General features: G+C 50.1%; 24 protein-coding genes. 5 read left to right on the top strand and 19 right to left on the bottom strand.

Going from position 1 to position 21,141, the window contains the following annotated elements:
• Position 1: 1 nt before the first annotated feature.
• The 19 genes from dxs to EDC32_RS04020 form a co-directional block, all read right to left on the bottom strand.
• Positions 2-1,888 (bottom strand): 1-deoxy-D-xylulose-5-phosphate synthase, encoded by a 1,887-nt coding sequence (dxs, locus tag EDC32_RS04110; protein WP_132220114.1) that lies wholly within the window; start codon positions 1,886-1,888, stop codon positions 2-4.
• Positions 1,869-2,492, bottom strand: coding sequence for a hypothetical protein (locus tag EDC32_RS04105; RefSeq protein WP_246026842.1), 624 nt, complete (start codon positions 2,490-2,492; stop codon positions 1,869-1,871). Before EDC32_RS04105 ends, dxs begins: the two co-directional genes overlap by 20 nt.
• A gap of 753 nt (positions 2,493-3,245) precedes the next feature.
• Positions 3,246-4,139 (bottom strand): polyprenyl synthetase family protein, encoded by an 894-nt coding sequence (locus EDC32_RS04100; protein WP_246026841.1) that lies wholly within the window; start codon positions 4,137-4,139, stop codon positions 3,246-3,248.
• Positions 4,140-4,400, bottom strand: a complete 261-nt coding sequence (gene xseB / locus EDC32_RS04095) for an exodeoxyribonuclease VII small subunit (RefSeq protein WP_246026840.1) — start codon at positions 4,398-4,400, stop codon at positions 4,140-4,142. It abuts the gene before it with no gap.
• A complete protein-coding gene (gene xseA / locus EDC32_RS04090; protein WP_132220112.1) occupies positions 4,393-5,754 on the bottom strand; it encodes an exodeoxyribonuclease VII large subunit in 1,362 nt (453 codons plus the stop codon). Before xseA ends, xseB begins: the two co-directional genes overlap by 8 nt.
• Before the next feature lie 74 nt (positions 5,755-5,828).
• Positions 5,829-6,677 (bottom strand): bifunctional methylenetetrahydrofolate dehydrogenase/methenyltetrahydrofolate cyclohydrolase FolD, encoded by an 849-nt coding sequence (gene folD, locus EDC32_RS04085; RefSeq protein ID WP_132220111.1) that lies wholly within the window; start codon positions 6,675-6,677, stop codon positions 5,829-5,831.
• Between the two features lie 114 nt (positions 6,678-6,791).
• Positions 6,792-7,226, bottom strand: a complete 435-nt coding sequence (gene nusB / locus EDC32_RS04080; protein WP_022736168.1) for a transcription antitermination factor NusB — start codon at positions 7,224-7,226, stop codon at positions 6,792-6,794.
• A gap of 194 nt (positions 7,227-7,420) precedes the next feature.
• A complete protein-coding gene (locus EDC32_RS04075) occupies positions 7,421-7,792 on the bottom strand; it encodes an Asp23/Gls24 family envelope stress response protein (RefSeq protein ID WP_022736167.1) in 372 nt (123 codons plus the stop codon).
• Complete coding sequence (gene accC / locus EDC32_RS04070; protein ID WP_022736166.1) at positions 7,785-9,146, bottom strand: acetyl-CoA carboxylase biotin carboxylase subunit; 1,362 nt, start codon at positions 9,144-9,146, stop codon at positions 7,785-7,787. The genes EDC32_RS04075 and accC overlap by 8 nt, the downstream gene beginning before the upstream one ends.
• Positions 9,147-9,168: 22 nt before the next feature.
• Positions 9,169-9,672: an acetyl-CoA carboxylase biotin carboxyl carrier protein gene (gene accB / locus EDC32_RS04065; protein ID WP_132220110.1), complete on the bottom strand. Its 504-nt coding sequence runs from the start codon at positions 9,670-9,672 to the stop codon at positions 9,169-9,171.
• Between the two features lie 403 nt (positions 9,673-10,075).
• A complete protein-coding gene (locus EDC32_RS04060) occupies positions 10,076-10,636 on the bottom strand; it encodes a SpoIIIAH-like family protein (protein ID WP_132220109.1) in 561 nt (186 codons plus the stop codon).
• Positions 10,637-10,649: 13 nt separating this feature from the next.
• Entirely contained in the window at positions 10,650-11,264 is a 615-nt protein-coding gene (gene spoIIIAG / locus EDC32_RS04055) for a stage III sporulation protein AG (protein ID WP_132220108.1), read from the bottom strand.
• Positions 11,265-11,281: 17 nt separating this feature from the next.
• On the bottom strand, positions 11,282-11,911 hold the full coding sequence (gene spoIIIAF, locus EDC32_RS04050) for a stage III sporulation protein AF (RefSeq protein ID WP_132220107.1): 630 nt from the start codon (positions 11,909-11,911) through the stop codon (positions 11,282-11,284).
• A 10-nt stretch (positions 11,912-11,921) separates the two neighbouring features.
• Positions 11,922-13,112 carry a stage III sporulation protein AE gene (spoIIIAE, locus tag EDC32_RS04045; protein WP_132220106.1) on the bottom strand — a complete coding sequence of 397 codons (1,191 nt, stop codon included), beginning with the start codon at positions 13,110-13,112 and terminating at the stop codon, positions 11,922-11,924.
• A 12-nt stretch (positions 13,113-13,124) separates the two neighbouring features.
• Complete coding sequence (gene spoIIIAD, locus EDC32_RS04040) at positions 13,125-13,514, bottom strand: stage III sporulation protein AD (RefSeq protein ID WP_132220105.1); 390 nt, start codon at positions 13,512-13,514, stop codon at positions 13,125-13,127.
• 15 nt (positions 13,515-13,529) lie between these two features.
• Entirely contained in the window at positions 13,530-13,736 is a 207-nt protein-coding gene (gene spoIIIAC / locus EDC32_RS04035) for a stage III sporulation protein AC (protein ID WP_022736159.1), read from the bottom strand.
• 26 nt (positions 13,737-13,762) lie between these two features.
• Complete coding sequence (spoIIIAB, locus tag EDC32_RS04030; protein ID WP_246026880.1) at positions 13,763-14,281, bottom strand: stage III sporulation protein SpoIIIAB; 519 nt, start codon at positions 14,279-14,281, stop codon at positions 13,763-13,765.
• The gene (spoIIIAA, locus tag EDC32_RS04025) at positions 14,281-15,252 is read right to left on the bottom strand and encodes a stage III sporulation protein AA (RefSeq protein ID WP_132220103.1); all 972 of its coding nucleotides are present in this window, start codon (positions 15,250-15,252) and stop codon (positions 14,281-14,283) included. Before spoIIIAA ends, spoIIIAB begins: the two co-directional genes overlap by 1 nt.
• 360 nt (positions 15,253-15,612) lie before the next feature.
• Positions 15,613-16,029: a CD1247 N-terminal domain-containing protein gene (locus EDC32_RS04020; RefSeq protein WP_132220102.1), complete on the bottom strand. Its 417-nt coding sequence runs from the start codon at positions 16,027-16,029 to the stop codon at positions 15,613-15,615.
• Between the two features lie 141 nt (positions 16,030-16,170).
• Here EDC32_RS04020 and EDC32_RS04015 point away from each other — a divergent pair, with 141 nt between their 5' ends.
• From EDC32_RS04015 to EDC32_RS03995, 5 genes are all read left to right on the top strand, one after another.
• A complete protein-coding gene (locus tag EDC32_RS04015; RefSeq protein ID WP_246026839.1) occupies positions 16,171-17,445 on the top strand; it encodes an MFS transporter in 1,275 nt (424 codons plus the stop codon).
• Between the two features lie 73 nt (positions 17,446-17,518).
• Positions 17,519-18,316 carry a phosphosulfolactate synthase gene (comA, locus tag EDC32_RS04010; RefSeq protein WP_246026879.1) on the top strand — a complete coding sequence of 266 codons (798 nt, stop codon included), beginning with the start codon at positions 17,519-17,521 and terminating at the stop codon, positions 18,314-18,316.
• Positions 18,317-18,435: 119 nt separating this feature from the next.
• Complete coding sequence (locus EDC32_RS04005) at positions 18,436-18,891, top strand: DUF441 domain-containing protein (protein ID WP_132220100.1); 456 nt, start codon at positions 18,436-18,438, stop codon at positions 18,889-18,891.
• 114 nt (positions 18,892-19,005) lie between these two features.
• Complete coding sequence (locus EDC32_RS04000) at positions 19,006-19,587, top strand: DUF1700 domain-containing protein (RefSeq protein ID WP_158283222.1); 582 nt, start codon at positions 19,006-19,008, stop codon at positions 19,585-19,587.
• A gap of 160 nt (positions 19,588-19,747) precedes the next feature.
• On the top strand, positions 19,748-21,085 hold the full coding sequence (locus tag EDC32_RS03995; RefSeq protein ID WP_132220098.1) for a S8 family serine peptidase: 1,338 nt from the start codon (positions 19,748-19,750) through the stop codon (positions 21,083-21,085).
• Positions 21,086-21,141 lie beyond the last annotated feature (56 nt).

Genomic DNA, 21,141 nt, shown 5'->3' with positions numbered 1-21,141 from the left:
CTCATGCTTTCTGGATTTTTTGCGCAACGTGTCGCCGCACTTCTTCGGCGATTGCGTCAGGTGTAAGCCCCACCTCGGCGCGTTGCTCGGCAATGCTGCCGTGTTCTACATAATAATCTGGCACACCCAACACTTTTACAACCATCCCAACTTGTTCCTGAGCGGCGTAGTATTCCAATACGGCGCTACCAAATCCACCCGCGATGCAAGCCTCTTCCACCGTAAACACCGGAATCTGCTCCCGCGCCAACTCATCCAGGCACTCCGTGTCGAGCGGTTTTGCAAACCGAGCGTTGATCACGCGAGCTTCAATGCCGTCAGCCGCCAAGCGCTCACTTGCGGCCAAAGCGATGGGCACCATGTTGCCGAACGCCAGAATCGCCACATCATTCCCTTCCCGCACACATTCTGACTTGCCGATCGGAATGGTGCGGAATTCCTCATCCATAGGCACGCCTACCCCAGCTTCTTTGGAATAGCGGACAGCAATGGGGCCATCATGGTTTAACGCCGTATACAACATGTGCTGCAATTCATTTTCGTCTTTCGGCATCATGATGACCAAGTTCGGTTGGTTTCGCAAGAAGCTGATGTCGTAGATCCCTTGGTGCGTCTCACCATCCTCGCCGACAAAGCCGGCCCGGTCAATGGCAAAGACCACAGGTAAGTTCTGGCGGCACACGTCATGCACCACTTGGTCGTAGCCACGCTGCAAGAAAGTAGAATAAATGGCCAACACCGGCTTGATCCCTTGTGTTGCCAAACCGGCGGCAAAAGTGACCGCATGTTGTTCAGCAATTCCCACATCGAAACACCGATCAGGATAAGCCGCTTGAAACTTCTCCAATTTGGAGCCCGTCAACATCGCGGGCGTCACAGCCACAATTCGCTCATCGTTCGCTGCCAAACGAACCAAAGTGTCTCCAAACACCGCTGGGTACGCAGGCGCCCCGCCCGCTTTTTTCTGGAACGCGCCCGATTCGATTTTGTATGTGCCGACGCCGTGATACACAACAGAATCATTTTCAGCGGGTTTGTAGCCATATCCTTTTTTGGTCACGACGTGAACCAACACCGGCCCTTTTGTTTTGCCGGCCAATCGCAAGCTCTCCATCAATTCGTCCAGCTTGTGGCCATTCACAGGACCGATATAAGTAAATCCGAGAGTTTCAAACAGGACACCGGAGACGACTAGATATTTCAAGCTATCTTTGATCCGCTCCACCGTTTTGGCAAAAGGTGCGCCTACCGTGGGGATCTTCATAAGCAGCTGTTCTACTTCTTCTTTGATTTTGTTGTAACTTTTGTTGGTCCGCAAGCGCGCCAAATGGTTGTGCAACGCGCCCACGTTAGGACTGATCGACATCTCGTTGTCGTTCAAGATGACCATCAGATCTTTCTTGGTTTCGCCGATGTGGTTCAACGCCTCCAGCGCCATTCCACCTGTCAGAGCCCCATCACCGATGATGGCGATCACTTTATTGTCCTCGCCTTTGAGGTCACGGGCTGTAGCCATCCCCATCGCACCAGACAGGGATGTACTACTGTGCCCTGTTTCCCACACATCGTGTTCACTTTCCCGCATTTTCGGGAATCCACACAATCCTTTGTATTGCCGCAAGGTGGGAAACATCTCCCGGCGATTTGTCAAAATTTTATGCACATATGCTTGATGCCCCACGTCCCACAACATTTTGTCCCGTGGACTGTCAAACAAATAATGCAGGGCGATGGTCAACTCAACCACGCCCAGATTGGACGCCAAATGGCCTCCTGTTTTGGATAAACTCTCTATAAGAAATTGACGGATTTCCTCTGCTAATTTCGGCAATTCTTCCACAGACAACCGTTTAAGTTGATCCGGAGAATTAATCTGTTCGAGGAGCACGGATAACGCCTCGCTTTCGCTTTCTTTTCTTATTCGATTTCACATGAAACAAAGACAGTCGAAACTGTCGGTTTATCCAATAAAAAAATTTACCAACCCTGAATATGATCTGATTGGAATAATGAATGGATAAGGTCTTGCCGAGCGCCTTTCCCCCAACAGTAAGCGCGGAGATGAGCGAAACCAACACGATATCGACCGCCCCGCTACTTAGCTTTAATTCTGGGAAAGATATCACAAATGAAGCCACCACGGCAACAGCGACTGCACCACTGATCACTCCACTGATATCGCCAACGACGTCATTGCAGAAGTTGGAGAATTGGTCTGCCCGCCTCACGATGCCAATGGCTTCTTTGGCTCCGGGAATCTTTTGGGCCGCCATGGCGTGAAGCGGTTTCTCAGAAGCGGCCGCGGCGGCGATGCCCAACATGTCAAATCCGATCCCGATCGCCACAATCATCAGCAGGACCATCATCCCCCCACCCCAGGACATCCCTCGAAGCACGGTTTGGGAAGAGACGGTCAAAATACAGGCGATAAATGCGGATATCAGACTGACAGTAATCGCCCAGCGCATAGATTTTCGGAGTAATGAAACCATCAGGTAAAAATCCCCTTCATCCCCAACATTCCAGAAAAATGCCGGTCTCATGATGGACCGGTTTTCGCAGCTTAACTCTTCATCCCTATGTAATTTCCCCGGTTTTCAACCCTATATGTGAGAAGAGTGGCGACAACCTAGGTAAACTCTGCGGCTTAGGTCCAGTAGGCTTTCCCAAAGGGGTATCCCGATCGTCGCCGATCTGGCGGTTTCCCTTTACAACCCCTCTCGGCACCGTCACCGAATGCCGGACTGGACTGCCACTCAGTCCGCACTTTAATCCCTAGATGGCCATGCCTTTTTGGCAAACAGTCTAGGAGTTTTCCTCAACAGCCCGTTCCAGTCTCCTAGCCTCTTTTGCAACAGAGCTTTCAACCGCGTTCCGCTTTGAAGCGGAGCACGATATCCCCACCCTGTCACTCAAGGCAGGCTACGCTACACCCAGTTGATCCCGAGATGCAGGTTCATACCCCAAGCCGTCGTTCCCGCATGAGAGCGTACACGACGAACATTGGGCCTCCGCGGAAGAAGGGTCAACGCCCGCATGCCATTGCGGATCGCCCTTCAACCTTAACTCTCAGCATCAGCCCATAGCTGGGCGCCACAAGCCAACACCAAGAACTTCATCGATGTGCCCTTTAGCGGATTTTTAGGCCCGCCTTCAGAGGTGGTGGGCTGACTAGAATACTGCGCCACTCTTCAGTAGTACATTTTATTATAGCATAAGCTTATCGCCTTAGCACCTTGCAGAACTTACCTGTCGCGAGCCAAAAGATAGTCGGCAATTTGAAGCAACCGCTCCGGATTGATCCCATCATGCCCGATGATGGCGTTTTTGGCTTGCTCGGTTATTTCATTGAGTCGCTTTTTAGACTCCTCCAGCCCGAGCAAAGCGGGATACGTAGATTTTTGATTGGCTTCGTCACTACCAACCGGCTTGCCGATCAGCACAGCATCTCCGATGACATCCAAAATATCGTCTTGAATTTGAAACGCCAATCCCAACCGATACGCATATCGGGTCAAAGCCGCCAAAGCCTCTTCATCTGCGCCAGCTACCATTGCTCCTGCACGTACAGAAAACGCGATCAGGTCTCCCGTTTTCCGGTGGTGAATGCTTTCCAGTTCAGCCAGCGTCACCGTGCGCCCTTCGCCTAGCAAGTCGTCCACCTGACCGCCAACCATGCCTTTGGCACCTGCAGCCACGGAGGCTTCATTGATCAGCGCCAAAGCCACTTCCGGTGCAACTCCCGTTTCTCCTGCCGCGCGGGCCATAATCCCGAACGCTTCCGTCAGCAAGGCGTCACCCGCCAATATCGCGTGCGCTTCGCCATAGACTTTATGATTTGTCGGCATACCACGGCGCACATCATCATCATCCATTGCTGGCAAATCATCATGTATCAGGGAATAAGTGTGAATCATTTCAATGGCACAAGCGAAAGGCAACGCTTGCTGAGTGTTTCCCCCAAGCGCTTCCACTGTCGCCAAGACAAGAACAGGCCGAAAACGCTTACCTCCGGCTAAAAGAGAATACCGCATGGCATCCTTCAAAACAGAAGGAATCCCTTCTAATCCGGCTGTGTAATCGTCAAGGGCCTGATGTACGAGCTTGGCTTTTTCTCTCATGTAGCTTTGTATCTGCACCTAATCCAAGTCCTCCTCTGCCACAAACGGTTTTTTTATCCATTCCCCGTTTTCTTGCATCAACATTTCCACCTGTTGTTCGGCCCACTCAAGCTTTTTCCCGCAGAGGTGGGAAAGCTTCATCCCCTCATCGAACAACTGGATGGCCTGTTCCAGGGGTGCGTCTCCCCGTTCCAACAGCTGCACCACTTCTTCCAGCCGCTCCAACGCCTTCTCAAAGGGGAGCGACTCCAGTTGCGTCAGATCGATTGGATCACTCATCGCCATTTGCCTCCGATCTCCAAACTTGACATTTGAGTTGGCCGTCAGCCACCCGTACCCGGATCAGATCTCCAGGCCGGACTTGTTGCCTTGATTTCACCAACTCACCGTTTGCGTGTCGGTACACGAGCGAATAGCCGCGTTGCATCACTTTGAGCGGACTTAGGGCGTCCAATTGAGCCACCAATGCTAGATGCTTCTGGCGCATACCGTTTAACTGTTGCAACATCGCCTGGCGCTGATTGCGCTCCAAGACGGCGACGCGTTCACGCAGTTGTCTGATCCGTTCTTGGGGATGATGCGCGGCCAACCGGACACGCTCATTTGCCAAGCTTTGGCGTTTCTCCCTGACAAGCTGCACCATGGCACGCTCCAATCTAGCCTCCAACTCATCGCGCCGTTGCACGTATTGGTGCAAACGGGCATGGGGATATTTAAAAATCGGTCGATCCACGCTTTTCTCCAACCGCTCACGAGCCCGATCAAGTACAGCCATTTGCGCCCGTAACAACCGTTGAGATAGCAATGCGACCCGCGCTTTCAGATCTTCCACATGGGGAACCACCAGCTCAGCAGCGGCGGTTGGTGTCGCCGCTCGCACGTCAGCCGCAAAATCACTGATCGTCACGTCTGTCTCATGACCCACTGCGGAAATCACGGGTACCTGAGAACGATAAATGGCGCGGGCCACGATCTCTTCATTAAACGCCCACAACTCCTCAAGCGAACCGCCGCCCCGCCCCACGATCAACACATCTGCTTCCAGGTGCAGGTTCATCCGGTCAATCGCCGCTGCGATCTCCGAAGCCGCTTTTTCCCCCTGAACCGACACAGGATGCAACAAAATGCGCGTGAGGGGATAGCGGCGGCGCATCGTCGAGATAATGTCGCGCACCGCCGCTCCATGTGCGGAAGTGATCACGCCAACGGTTCTGGGAAACGCGGGAATAGCTTTTTTCGGGGCATCAAACAACCCTTCAGCAGCCAACTGCTCTTTCAAGCGCTGAAACGCCACATGCAAGTCGCCCACTCCGCTCAAACGCATGTCTTGGGCGTAAAGTTGCAAGCTTCCACTTTTTTGATAGATGGAAACATAACCCTTGACCAGCACCCGGTCCCCATTTTTGGGGACAAATCGCAAGCGGCGATTGTTGCCTGCGAACATCACTGCATTCAGGGTGGCATTTTCATCTTTCAAAGTGAAATACATGTGGCGGCTATGGGTGTGTTGCGAGAAATTGGAAATCTCCCCTTCCACCCACACCCCTTTTAAGCTATCGTCGTCTTCCAGCTTGCGGTAAAGATGTTGAACCAAATCCGTTACCGACCAACGTTCGGGTTCACGGATCATCATCTTCCCTCACTTTGTCTGTAAGAATGAGTAAAACCTTTTCTCACCTTATCATGTTCTGCGGCTACCGTCCATGCCTATTTGCCAATTCTTTTGGCCGCTTCTACCGTGTTGCGCATCAACATGGCAATCGTCATCGGGCCTACCCCGCCCGGAACAGGAGTGATGGCGGAAGCGATCTCCTTAACTTCGTCAAACTTGACATCACCAACCAGTTTCCCCTCATGGCGGTTAACGCCAACGTCAATGACTACCGCACCCGGTTTAACATGCTCGGCAGTCAGCATCTCCGGCCGCCCTACTGCCGCGATCACTATATCGGCCTGCTTGGTATGGGAAGCCAAATCAGCCGTCCGGGAATGACACATGGTGACAGTGGCGTCAGCACGTTGGAGAAGCAGGGAGATCGGTTTGCCCACAATATTGCTCCGACCGACGACAACGGCGTGCTTTCCAGCGATTGGTACGCCGCTTCGTTGCAATAAATGCATGATGCCATGAGGCGTGCAAGGCAAAAGTGCTTCTTGGCCAATAACCATGTTGCCAACGTTGACTGGTGTAAATCCATCCACATCTTTGGCGGGAGAAATGGTAGCAATCACCTTGTCCGGATTGATATGAACTGGCAATGGCAATTGTACCAAAATCCCATGGATGGCAGGGTCGGCATTGAGCGTTTCGATTAGCTCCAACAGCTCTCGTTCGGAAATAGACGATTCGCGGCGGATTAGCTGGGAGTTGATTCCCACTTCTTCAGAAGCGCGAATTTTCCCTTTCACATAGGATTCCGATGCTGGATGATTGCCTACCAACACCACTGCAAGGCCTGGAATCAAGCCTTTTTCCTTTAATTTAGCCACTTCGATTTTCAATTCGCTACGCACTTCTTTTGCGATTGTTTTTCCGTCGATAATGGTTGCCGTCATTTTATCCACATCCTTATTTCTTAACATTAATAGCAATTTCACTCATTAATGTTCAGTTTATCCTGTTCACTCTTGGATGTAAAGATAAAATGAGAGGGGGGGCACCCCTCCCTCTTATGAGTTGATCTCTTGATTGTCCACTTGCTGTTGGGGAGGGAGATCAGCAACCAACCGCCCTAACACCCCGTTGACAAAACGGCCAGATTCAACACCGCCAAACGCCTTGGCCAAATCGACCGCCTCATTTAAAATAGCGGCTCGCGGCGTGTCCACTTCATGCATCAACTCATAGACCGCCAACCGCATGATCGCCCGATCCACGGAAGAGATGCGGGAGAGTGACCAGCCTTCCTTTAAATGACGTTCAATCATCGGATCAATGGTAGCCTGGTGCTCCCTCACCCCTTGCGCCAGACGGAGGTAAAATGCCTGATCTTCCTGTTCCAGCTTTTCACCTCGCGTCCGGATCACATCCGTCTCTTCATCGGGATGAAACTCACATTCGTACAATGCTTGAATCACTCTTTCACGTGCGATTCTTCTGCTCATTAAAACCTTCCTCCAAAAAGAAGCCCGAGCAGTGTCTGCCCGGTCCCATAATTTTGCGCATCCATATTATCGAGCTTGTTTGATCGGCCGTCGCGCATCAAAGCGGTGCCTGCCTCATTCGTATTTTGCCCAGAGAAACACCGTCTCTTGCATGGTTCTCGACTCTACGCGCGTGGGAAAGAGTAAAAGGATTTTCACTCGGATTTCTCCGGCGGCATCTTGATCCCATCTACGCGAACAATTACTTTATCGACTGTCAAACCGGTCATGCTCTCTACTGCCGTCTTCACTTGCTCTTGGATTTCGCGGCCCACATCTGGAATATGGAAACCATATTGTACCACAACCGCCAAGTCAATCGTAAGTTGGTCTTCCAGATCAACGCGAATTCCTTTCTTCAGGTTTTTACGTCCCAGCAGTTGGTTGATGTCCCCAACAACCCCTCCGCTAAGGGTGATCACACCGTCCACCTGGGAAGCTGCGATGCCCGAAATCAATTGAATCACTTCTGGAGCGATCTCTACTTTGCCAAGTTGGTTCGCGTCGTTTTGGTACAAATCACTCATGCCGATCCTCCTCGTTTAAATTAGTCTTCTCCAAGAATTGGATATGGAAGTCACCTGACACAAAGTTGGGATGGTTCAACACCTTCAGATGGAACGGAATGGTCGTGTGCACGCCATCGATCGCAAATTCTTTGAGCGCGCGGTTCATACGTTCGATTGCCTCCTGCCGGTCTTTCCCCCAAACGATCAGTTTGGCCACCATCGAATCATAAAATGGGGAAATTTGATACCCTTGGTAACAGGCGCTGTCAATGCGCACGCCATTTCCGCCCGGAGGTAGGTAGAATTGGATCTTACCCGGAGACGGCATGAAGTTTTTGTCCGGCCGCTCCGCATTGATCCGGCATTCAATCGACCAACCGTCGAAACGAATGTCTTCCTGTTTCCATTTTAATTTTTCTCCGGCAGCAATGCGAATCTGTTCTTTGACCAAATCGATTCCAGTGATCAACTCGGTCACCGGATGTTCCACTTGAATCCGGGTGTTCATCTCCATGAAATAAAAATTACCGTCTTTGTCCAGCAAGAATTCGACTGTCCCCGCACCGGAGTATTGTACAGACTCCGCCGCTTTCACTGCTGCCTCACCCATACGGGAGCGCAAATCTTCACTCAGCGCTGGAGAAGGCGCCTCTTCGATCAGTTTTTGGTAGCGGCGCTGGATGGAGCAATCCCGCTCACCCAAATGAATCACATTGCCGTAATTGTCAGCCAGCACCTGAATTTCAATATGGCGGGGCTCAACCAAAAATTTCTCCAGATAAACACCGGAGTTTCCGAAGTTGGCTTCCGCTTCCTTTTGCGCCAAGGTGATTGCACGCGTAAGCTCTTCTTCGTTGTAAACGACACGCATTCCTTTACCGCCGCCACCAGCTGTCGCTTTCACAATAACAGGGTACCCGATCTCTGCCGCGGTTTTGGCCGCTTCTTCCAGATCATCGATCACGCCTTCAGTCCCGGGAACGGTCGGCACTCCCGCCTCTTTCATGGTCTCGCGCGCCGTGGTCTTATCCCCCATCTTAACAATCGCTTCTGGCGAAGGGCCGATGAAAGTGATGTTGCATGCCGTACACAATTCCGCAAAATCGGCGTTCTCCGCCAAAAAACCATAGCCAGGGTGGATGGCGTCTGCTCCCACCAAGGTCGCCGTGCTCAGCAGGTTGGTCATGTTTAGATAGCTGTCTCGAGCCGCCGCCGGGCCAATGCAATACGCTTCATCCGCCAAAGTCACGTGCAACGCATCGCGATCCGCTTCTGAATAGACGGCGACGGTGCTGATCCCCAGTTCGCGGCAAGCGCGGATGATGCGAACGGCAATCTCACCGCGGTTTGCGATTAAAATTTTATTAAACATAGCGTAAACCTCCTCCCTTGGCCTAAGTTGTTTTCACCAGGAACAGAGGCTGGCCGAACTCAACCAACTGACCGTTTTCGACGAGAACTTTCACAATCGTTCCACGCACTTCGGCTTCGATCTCATTCATCAACTTCATCGCCTCCACGATGCAGACGACCGTATCCCCATTTACCGTATCGCCTTCTTTCACATAAGGGTCTGCATCCGGAGCCGGAGCGCGGTAGAAGGTTCCCACCATGGGCGAAACGATTTTATGTAGATTGGCATCGTCTACCTCTTCCTCTGCTTTAGCGGGCGCTGCCACTTGAGGCTCTTTTGGAGACGCAGGTACTTCCTGAACGGGCGCCGGAGCCGGAGCTTGTGGAACAACACTTGCCGGAGCTTGTGGCGCAACAGCCATAACAGGAGCCCCTGATTTTTTGATGGTAACTTTTGTACCTTCTTTATCAATTTCAAATTCTTCAATGCTCGACTCATCAATCAACCGAATCAGTTCACGGATTTCATGCATTTTAAATGCCATTGCCTATCACTCCTTGTATTGTCTTGGCAAGGATACTCAAGTATGATAATAACGCTAATAGCATACCGTTTTTTTAGTGGTTTGACCACCCCTTGAGCATAAACGGAGCCCCATCGACCCTCTGCCTTTTAAAGCCTTGCGGGTGAGTTGACAGCTCCACACATTCATCCTACTTGTTTCTTTTCCTAATATCAACTATTAAGACCAGATACTAATCCAAAGCCCTCTCTTTCCCCACATCTCATGTTGTTAATACATTTGTAAAACATTTCACTTGCAACTATCTTCCCCTCAATTTGACCAACGAGTATAATAAAAAAGTCATCCCATTTCCCCTCCAAATGAAAATGTAGCCTTATTGCTAAGAGCCGGTTTCCGTGAAGGAAACCGGCTCTTTTCCACTTTATTTGCGATAGGCGACCGATACATTGAGCGGAGAAACGTTGAGATGTTGTTTCACCAAACTGATCAGTCCAACCACTTGCTTTCTGCTTAGATGCTCAGTTTGTACGACGACATCGACATGCGGACTGTTGCTTACCACCACGGCATCACGGTACCCCTCTTTGCGAATCAGTTCTTCCAGCACCGTTTCCGCATTGTCCACTTTCATCAGTTCTTCAATTTTCGCATTGGCTTCCCGCAGTTCTTTTTCGGAAGCATCTGGATTGGTCAGCACTTTCATGTATTCTTCTACCATCTTCTGGCGCAACGTGCTCCGTTGCAATTGGTATCCGACAAAATAATCGTCTTGGTCTTTCTTGTTCAGTTTATCCTTGGAGCTGTTTGCCGACGCTGGTTGATGGATTGGTTTAATATTGACGTCCACATCACCCGCCGGCTCCACTTGTTTGGCCGCTTGCCGAACCGGCTCCACAGGTCCCGTCACAATATAATAAGCTGACAGTACCACCATGATGGATAACATCGTCACCAACCAAACCGTTTGTTTGTTCACTGACATGCACAATTCCCCCTTATCCTTTTGGCAAAACAGAAATGCGGTGCATGGGAATGTCCAATGTGCGCTGGACAGCCTCGATCACGATGGCCTTGACTTGCAGATTTTCCACTCCGCGCGCTACAACCAGCACACCCCGGACTTTGGGTTTCAACTTCTTCACGACCACTGGCCTTTCACCGTCATCATTGCGATAATACGCAGTCTTTCTGTCCCTCGTGTTTTGGGTGATTGAACGGTTCCCTCCCGTTTTATCCCGTTCCGTCGTCACTTGCTCCGATTGCCGTTCATCGATTTGCACCACTTCCTCCTCCGTGGAATCAAGGTTGACAATCACTGAAACATCATCCACGCCGACGATTTTGCCCAGCACTTCCGACAACTGCTGTTCCACTTCCCGTTCATACTGTTGCATCGACGACATGGGATGGTTCACTTGCGGTTTCGCAGTCGCGGGCATCACCCCCTCCGGCTCCGGTTGGACGGCGCTTTCTTTGACTCCCACAAATGAGGAAACCAACATGATGGCCACGCCGGCCCCTCCCAAGATCACCATCCAGCCCAGCTTGCTTTTTTGCTTGTCGCTGCTCGCCAATTTCTGTTCCAACTGCTTCAGCCATTTGAACAACACGCTACACCTCCCCGCACCTACAATGCATCCATTGTCACCTGAACTTGTTCTTGCCGCACATGCCAAGCATCCGACAAGTAATTGGCGATGTCCTGGGCTAGCTTGTTCCCCGCTTGGTTCTCCTTGGGCGAAGCAGGCTCCCTTTCGCCGACCGAAATGTACACCGGTTGAACCGGTTTGCCTCCCATCTGATGAGGTGAAATGGCAGACGCGCTAGCCCTCACGTGGATGTGCTTGATTTCGGCCATCCCCTTCGGTCCCGTTTGTAGCGTCACATTCGATTCCATCACTTCCACTCCAAACTTTTGCTCCACCTGTTCCTTGATGCTCAGCTCCATTTGCTTTGACGATTGCTCTTGTATCAAGCGATCTTGCGTGGTTTTCAGCCTTTCTCCCTGCTCTCGAATTTGCTGCAACGATGCCAATCTTTCTCCATGCGACGCATGGGTAAACGCCAACGCGGACAAATCGTATTTTTCCGACAACAATTGGAAAATCGGCGTCAGTATCGCCATGATGATCAGCAATCCCATCACCAGCTTGACATAGCGATCCAAGGCGTTGTTGGGCAACAGCAAATCAATAAATGTTGCAATCAGCACCAAGATGATGATTTGTTTGAGCCATTCGCTTATCCATTCGATCACTTTGGGTCACCTACCTCATCATCACCGAGACGTTGCCCGAAGCGACGATTATCGTGATAGCCAAGAAAAACATCAGGCCGACGGTTGCTAAAGCGGCGAAAATGTATATGAGCGTGCGGCCAATGGTACTCAGACTCTCAATGATGGGACTGTTTCCCAAAGGTTGCATCACCGCCGCTGTGAAATTATAAATGAAAGCGAGCGACAAGATTTTCAACGCGGGAAATGCACAGATAAACAGCAAGATCAGCACGCCGGCCAGGCCAATCGTGTTTTTGACCAGCAAAGAAGCGCCCATTACCGTATCCGCCGCTTCGGATATGGTGCGACCAATCACCGGAATAAAATTCCCCGTGATATATTTAGCTGTGCGCAACGTGACCCCGTCCGCAATGGAAGCAGTGGCCCCTTGGATAGAAATCACACCAAGGAAAATAGCCAACAACCCACCCAGTACCGACACACTGATTTTCCGCAACAAACTGGCCAATTGATTCACCTTGTACTTCTCAGACAGACAACTCACTATGCTCAGAATGGCGGATAAAAAAAGCAACGGAAAAACAATGGTGTAGATGAATGTGCCAATCGTATGGATCATGAACACAATCAACGGATGGAATAAAGCAACCGAGCCGATGTTGCCCATGGACACCAAGAGGGTGAGCATCATCGGCACCAACGCTAGCATGAAATCGATCATGCGACCAATTGCCGTTTTAGCCGAATCAACCGCCACATGAAAGCTGTTGGCCGCCAAGATGATCAGCACCATGAACACGATGGCGTAAGCCACCTTGCTTACCTGGTTCTGCTCAAAAGCCGTTTGCAATGTCCTCAACAACATGCTCAATACAGTCAACACCACAATCGTGCCGAGTAGCTTTCCATTGTACAAAATTTCATGAAAGAAAAAGCGGACGAATCCCATCAGCACCTGTTCCAATGACAACTCTTTATTGGGTGACAGTAACAAATCAAACAAACTTTGTCCCTGTCCCCCTCCTAGATATTCACCGTAATCCCCCTTGAGCTGTTTCCAAAAGGTGTCCACTTGCTCCACTTGCGTTTGGTTCAATTGTTTTCGTACCAATTGATCAATAACAGAAGAGCCACTTTCTTCTTCGGCGGCAAAAACCGAAGGGCGTATCAGCAGAAGAAAAAGGCACAGAAATGAAAAGATCCAAGCGATTCGTTTCATCTATCTTCATCCTTACGCAGGCAAAATTCGGATGACCGTCTCAATAATCACCGTGATAATCGGGATTGCCATCACCATGATTAACACTTTCCCCGCCAGTTCGATTTTGGAAGCGATCGCTTCTTGCCCGGCATCCCTGGTCACTTGCGCGCCGAATTCCGCGATGTAGGCGATGCCGATAATTTTGAGGATCGTTTCCAAAAACAGGTCGTTTACTCGCGCTTGGTGAGCCAAACTTTGCAACACCCCCAGCACCTCGGCAATTTTCCCTGCAATGGAGATGAAGATGATGACACCCACAAATGCCGCTAACAGAAAAGCGAAAATCGGCTTCTGTTCTTTGATGATCAGGATGAGAAACGTGGCAATGAGACCCAGCCCCACCACCTGGATGATTTCCAAGCGGATCGCCTCCCATCATGTACGAAACAGAAACACATTCTTTATGGTTTGAAACAAATCTTGCACCAGCATAGCCACCATGAAGAGGACAACAACAAAGCCAAACAGCGTCACCCAGTGGGCAAAATCCTCTTTTCCCATCTGTTTCAGCACGGTGTGGATCATCGCGACAATAATCCCGATGCCCGCGATCTGAAACACCGAATCCAGATGATACGGCATACGCACCCTCCATTCTGAAAATTAGGTCAAATCATGAGGATTACCAACAAGACTCCCGTCAAAACCCCCATGGTTTTATACATTTTTTCATACCGGTCTTGTTCTTCACGGGCGCGGTTTTCTTCCAACTCCAATTGATTGCAGGCCATCGTCAAATGATGCGCTTGGTCTTGGCGGTCTGATGATCCCAGCACCTGACAAAGTTGTAGCAACACCGTTTGTTCCGCTTGTTGTAACGCGGTTCGCTGCCACTCTTGCTCAATGGCTCGCTTAAAACATTCATAGGTGGAAGATCCGTCCCCCTTGAGCAGCTGATCGGCACTGGCCTGAAACAGCCGGGACACCGCCGTTTCCTCCTGAGAAGCGATGCTAGCGCAAGCTTCAGCGAGCGGCCTTGTCCCATATTCAATCTCTGTTTTCAGGATGGCTAAGTATGAACGGAGTTGTCTCAGCTGTTTGGGGCGGTCGCGTACGCGTCCGGCAAAAGTGAAGCCCAACCAGCTCGTAGCCAAAATCACCAACAATCCGCCGATCAATTTCATCATCACCCGGCAGCCACCTCTCTCCGATTTGGGTGAAGAAGCCGTCCCGACGCATCTAGCACCCGCTCTACCGTCCCTGGTCCCTGTGCGCGACTCAGTATCATGATGCGCGAAAACACGCCTTCTCCCAGTAGCGGGACAAACGTGGGCCGGTGCATCAATTCCTCAATCGAGCGCCCGTGAACCGTGGCGAAGACGGAAACCCCCGCATAGACCGCTTCATGAATCGCCTCCGTGTCTTCTGCCCGCCCCAATTCATCAACGACTAAAATATCAGGAGACATGGAGCGGATCATCATCATCATCCCTTCTGCTTTGGGACACCCGTCAAGCACATCTGTCCGTAATCCGACATCATGTTGTGGTACCCCATGCAAACATCCCGCGATTTCCGACCGTTCGTCCACAATCCCCACTTTATATGCCGGATATCCTTGTCCACCTGTGCCGGCCAAACGTGCCAAATCACGCACCAACGTGGTCTTGCCGCATTGGGGTGGGGACACGATCAATAGATTTTCAATTCGCCCCTCGTGCAACACGGTAGAAATCCATCGCTCTCCAACGCCTTTCACTTGTCGGGCAATGCGGATATTAAAGCTGGTAATGTCCCGAAGATGCTTAACCCCGCCTTGTTCCACTACCACTCTTCCCGCCAACCCGATGCGATGGCCACCTTCGATCGTGACAAAGCCGCGTTTAAGCTCTTCCTCCAACGCATACAGTGAATGATTGCTTATCAGGTTAAGCAATTTGACACAATCACCGCGGGAGGGAATCCAAGCGCAATCCGGACTTTTGCTCAATGCCCCTGCCTTGTCCACAAACCAAGCATGGGTCGGCGTGATCACTTCCAAGGGTCGCCCTTGACGAACGCGAATTTCTTCGATGGTGGCAGACACTCTCTGCGGCAGGGAATGAATCACCTCGCGCAGCCCTGGGGGGAGAATTTTGTAAATCGCTTGATATGGCATGGAACACCTCCTGTCCCATGGTTCCTCTTTATTCCCATTCATATGTGAGCTTGTATCTTTTATGCCAACCGTTGCCGCAAAAATGGCGCGCTGTTTTTAAGCCACAAAAAAAAGCGCCCCACCTCTTTTAGGGACACTTCGAGTGTATGTTTTAAAAAAATTGATGGATCTTCCTCATCACATATGTGCAACACCCTTTGCCGAATGGAACGACTTCTCAACGATGGATGAAAGGGAGAGCTTTTTCATGACAAACGCCACGCGCTTTCCATGCAATCTTTGCCTATGTCTTTTTTGAACTGCTACAGGCGCAGGCCATTCCGTGTCCATTGTCCGCGCTTATGGCATCCGTGACGCTTTTTAATCTTCACTGATCACGGTTTCGACATCTTCTTCGTCGATCTCCTCAAGATCCAAAACTGTGTGGCACTTGGGGCACAACAGTTCCACATTTTCATCTTCCAAATCGTCCTCGTCGATAGTGACATCTTCACCGCATTCAGGGCAAGTCACCTCAATCTCATGATCCCACTCATCATCTTCCTCATCGTCATCGTAACAAAGCAATTCCAGTTCATTGAGGTCTTCGTCGATGGTCTCCACGTATTCCTCCAGCTCCGACAACCGGCGCTCCAATTGCTCGACGGATTCAACCAGCAAGTCCACCACATCAACCAACCGTGATAATCCACGGTACTCCACATGGTGCTGATGGTTCACATCTCCTTCCAACAAGCCTTGGATGAAGGACAAATCGCGTTTAATGCTTTCGAACATCTTTCACTCACCTCTTTGCGGCTTCGATTTGCTCCTAGTGTGCCACCCGCCTGACCGATCCAATCCATTCAATAAATGGCAAATAGCATCCGGCCTTTCAGGGCAAACTGATGAAGCAGATTGAAATGAGGTGAATTTGGGATGCCACAAGAAAACAACATGCAAACCACGGCAAAGCCAAGCTGGGCTGTCCTTATCACATTAAGTTCCATCCCGTTGATCATGGTTTTGGGAAACTCCATGCTGATTCCGGTTTTGCCCACAGCAGGAAAAGTGTTGGATGTCAACGCCTTTCAAGTGAGCTTGCTCATCACGCTCTTTTCCATTCCCGCCGCTTTGGCTATTCCAATCGCCGGAGTATTGTCCGACCGAATCGGCCGAAAGAAAGTGATCATCTTCAGTTTGATCCTGTATGGAGTCGGCGGGCTGCTGGCTGGATTCTCCGCGGTTTATCGAGGGGGGTCTTACGGGTTCCTGCTCGCTTCGCGCATTGTGCAAGGCATAGGGGCGGCCGGTACCGCTCCCATCGCCATGGTGTTGGTGAGTGATTTATTCACCAAAGACAACCGAAGTAAAGCGCTGGGAATCATTGAAGCTTCCAATGCGTTCGGGAAAGTGCTAAGTCCCATCCTGGGCTCGCTCATCGCATTGATCACTTGGTACGCCATGTTTTTCGCTTTTCCACTCTTATGCATTCCAACTTCACTCGCTTTATGGAAACTAGTCAAAGAACCTACCAAAAAAGAGAAACCGCAACCACTGTCTCAATACCGTGAGCACATTAAAAAGATTTTTAAGCGGCAAGGCAATTGGATGAGTGTGGCGTTTATCGCCGGGGCTTTGACGATGTTTACCATGTTCGGAGTATTGTTTCACCTATCCGATTTCTTGGAAAAAGCGTATCGCATCGATGGCATCAAAAAGGGGTTCATTCTGGCCATCCCCCTGCTAACATTATGTGGAACGGCTTATTTTACCGGTTCGCATGTAAAGGAGAATACCCGGCAAATGAAAAGGCTGATCACCATCGGCCTGTGCCTTTCTGCGGTAGCCGTCGCCGTCATCCCTTGGGCCAAAAACGCCCCCCTGCTTATCACCGCTGCTTCATTCATCGGAATTGGAAATGGATTGGTTCTTCCTTGCTTAAACACGATGATTACTTCAGCGGTCGGTATGCAGGAGCGCGGCATCGTCACGTCGCTGTATGGAAGCGTGCGTTTTTTTGGAGTCGCCATGGGACCACCCGCATTTGGCGCTCTGGCTAACCGTCCCTTTTTGCTATTCATCGGGTTGGGCGTCGTCTTATTCTTTATCGGCTGGCTATGTAATGTAATCATCCACCCACCCAAACGGATCAAAGGGAAGGATGGTCGTTCACGCTTACTCATACGCAAAAAACCGCTCTCTCCAGCTTAAAGAAGCTCTTGCTTCTCCTGCCAATTATGAAATAGAGTGAAGATGAACACGGCGTAAGGGGGAGAAGAGCGTGATGGAAGTGAAAAGCCTATTGCAAGTTCTTGCCGATTTGAGTGGAACGCGTGCGGATAACGCCAAACCCCGGTCAACGGGTTGCACCATGGTGATAGACAAAGGGTTGGGCTTATCCGCCTATCAAGACCTCTTGCAGCTCACAGGCGAATATATCGATTTCATCAAACTCGCTTTCGGGACAGCCACCATTACCCCCCCTCAAATCCTTCAACAGAAAATCGCTTTGAGTAAACAACACGGCATTCATCTTTATTTTGGCGGAACCTTTTTTGAAATCGCATATAGCCGACGGAAAGTGTCTGAGTATTATCAAATGGTACGTGATTTGGGATTGGATTGGGTCGAAATTTCGGACGGCACGGTCACAATCCCGGCTGATACCCGTTACCGCTTGGTTCAACAAGCTTGTCAGATGGGCTTACAAGTGATCACCGAAATCGGGAAAAAAATGCACGGCTACCATCCCACCGTTGACGAATTTGCTTCTATGTTTGCGTTGGACCGCAAAGCAGGAGCTGCCTACGTAATCATGGAAAGCAGAGAGTCCGGGCAAAACATCGGTGTGTATGACCAAGCGGGAAATGCGGATTGCGTCTACCTGGAAAAGCTGGCGGAGCGAATCCCAACACAATATGTGATTTGGGAAGCGCCCCAAGTCAAACAACAGGTACAGCTCATACAATTGCTTGGTAATTCGATCAACTTGGGTAACATCCAGCCCAATGATGTGATGTCGTTGGAGTCTTTACGCCGAGGTTTGCGGGCTGATACGTTATCTCAATTCCTCTCGAGCTAAATTGTTGGAATATTTAAAATCATAATGAGCTTCCTGTTCTGTGTTGGAGAAAAAGATGACTAAAACCACCTTGTCCATCATAAAGTGTAACTAAACAACCTCGGACAGGGGCTATCCATATGAATCCCGATATTTTACTCGTCGTCCTAATCATCATTGGCATCGTGGGTCGATCTCCTCTGATCGCCACCGCCGCAAGCTTTTTACTCATATTAAAACTGATTCATCTAGATCGCTATTTCCCCGCTTTAGAGCGGCGAGGGTTAGAGTTTGGCCTGCTGTTTTTAACCCTTTCGGTGTTGATTCCCTTTGCCTCCGGACGGATCAACACCAAAGATATACTGATGGTTTTCACCTCCACGCCAGGCATTTTGGCCTTGTTGGGAGGGGCACTCGCCACTTACATGAATGGCAAAGGGTTAGACCTATTAAAAGTAGATCCACAATTGATTGTCGGATTAGTCATAGGTTCCATTTTCGGCATCTTGTTCATGCGGGGAATACCGGTGGGACCACTCATGGCAGCTGGCATCACGGCTTTCTTCCTACAAATATTAAAATTCATTTTCCGATGACCCTGCTTCAAAAAGCAGGGTTTTTCTCATGACTGGATAAATAAAGAAGCGACACTCTCGCAGTGCATGGGCGCACGAATCAGCCCGACCTATTTTTTCGATGGAGGGATCAACATGAAGAAGAATGAAGAACTACAAGATTATATCCAGCGGCTAAAAACCCATCTGAAACCGTTACCGCCTTCTGAACAACAGGAAATTGTCCATGAAATTGAAAGTCATCTCCGCGAGGGAGTTAAACACGGCAAGCCGCTAGACACATTACTCACCTCTTTAGGCTCTCCCGCTGAGCTGGCCAAAGGATATATCGGAGAATATTATCTCAGTCAATCACCTACCCGACCTTCTGTTTGGTTAAAGAAAATGGTTTTCTTCTCGACAGCCGGAATAACCAGTCCTGTCATCACCGTCTTCTTAGGCGGAACCAGCGCCGCGTTTGCCTTGGCAGCAGCCCTTGTATTGATTGCAGGATTGTTACGCCTGTTTGGGGCTGCAGTGCCGTTTAACATCGGTACATATGAAGTTCCCCGCTTGCTCAGCCCACTGGTCGCCATTGTTTTTTCCTTCTTGCTCGCAAAAATAGCCTTTTATTTTCACGGTAAGTTGCAAGCCCATTTTCAAGCAGTGCACCGTCGCTACCGCCGCCTGTTCCCTTTCAGTTCGCAAACGGCAAATACCTCCGCACATGGAGAGTAAACTTCAGAACATTGGTCATAGGCTATTCCAATTGAACCCACTAGATAAAAACAACTTCAGAAAATAATTTAATTAAAAATCTATATAGGAATTCCTGTTTAGTTTGCAGAATATACCTATTGTTATATATATTAATGATTTTGCTGAAGGAGGCATTTAAATGAAGAAGTGGTTTACACTCGGACTTTCTCTCATTACCAGCACTGCATTTGCCATCACCGGAAACATCACTCCTGCACATGCAAACAGTCACAGCCAAACGTACACCATCAACTTCAAAGGTAATAGCCTTCCTGCCAACGCCGAACAAATTATTCAAGAAGCAGGAGGTATTGTGCTTAAAAAGGATGCTGCGCTTGCCTATGTGAAAGCGTCTTCATCTCATCCCCAATTTTTGAGCAAGATTCAAGCCAACCAAGAAGTGGAGAATGCCGGAAGGCAACTGAGCATCACAATGGAAAAGGCTGTAGCAAAAGAGATCGCCGTGACGGACGGAGACCATGGTTACTATGACCAATATCAATGGGACATTAAACAAGTAACCCAAAACGGGGCAAGCTGGAATCTTCCCGGAGGAAAAGGTAAAAAAGATGTGGTCGTAGCAGTGATTGACACAGGCATTGATTTGGAACACCCTGACTTGAAAGATAACATCGTCGACGCCAAATCTTTCGTCCCCGGAGAAAGCGCGCAAGATTATGAAGGCCATGGTAGCCATGTGGCTGGTGCCATCGCGGCGAATGGAAAAGCCCTGGGTGTGGGGCCGTCTCTAGGCATCGCGGCACTCAAAGTCTTCCCCCGCGAGGGCAGCGCTTCGACGGCAACCATCGCTGAAGCCCTGAAATATGCGGCTGACAAAGATTATGATGTGGTTAATATGAGTTTGGGTGATTATCTCTTCTTGCAAGATCCTGCAAGCCATGCCAGCGACATCCGCGCAGAAATGAATCTGTTTAAAAAGGCGATTGCCTACGCGCATAAGAAAGGGGTCACCGTTGTCGGTTCCGCCGGTAACGCAGGAGCTGACATCACCAGTCCGGGCCGCCTGACCCGCTTTTTTGATGAAGAAAATCGTGGCGCCACCCACCGCGACCCGGCCAGCAATCTGCTCATTCGTGTATCCGCCGGTAACAAGGATAAGCAATTAACCTATTACTCCAACTATGGGGTCGGAAAAATCGATGTGATGGCACCTGGAGGAGACCGTGGTCCAAACAACAATGACCAGACTTATCTCTGCTTCAGCACCGTGCCGATTGTGGACGAAAACGACAATGTGACACACGGTTATGCTTGGTACGCGGGCACGTCCATGGCTGCGCCCAAAGTAGCGGCGGTCGCAGGCTTGGTGATCTCCAAACACGGAAAAAACCAGATTTCCCCAACCCAAGTCAAGTCGATCATCAAACAATCTGCCGAAGATATTTATAAAAAAGGTTATGATAAACAATCGGGTTTCGGTTTGATCAATGCAGTTAACGCATTGAACCACCGTTGACCGGACAAGGGCCCTTCCGTGCAGGAAGGGCCCTTGGTGCATGCCAATACCAATTG

The organism is Laceyella sacchari (assembly GCF_004343255.1).
GTDB lineage: Bacteria > Bacillota > Bacilli > Thermoactinomycetales > Thermoactinomycetaceae > Laceyella > Laceyella sacchari.
Note: the sequence above shows the minus strand (reverse complement) of the source record. Positions and strands in the feature narration are given on the sequence as shown.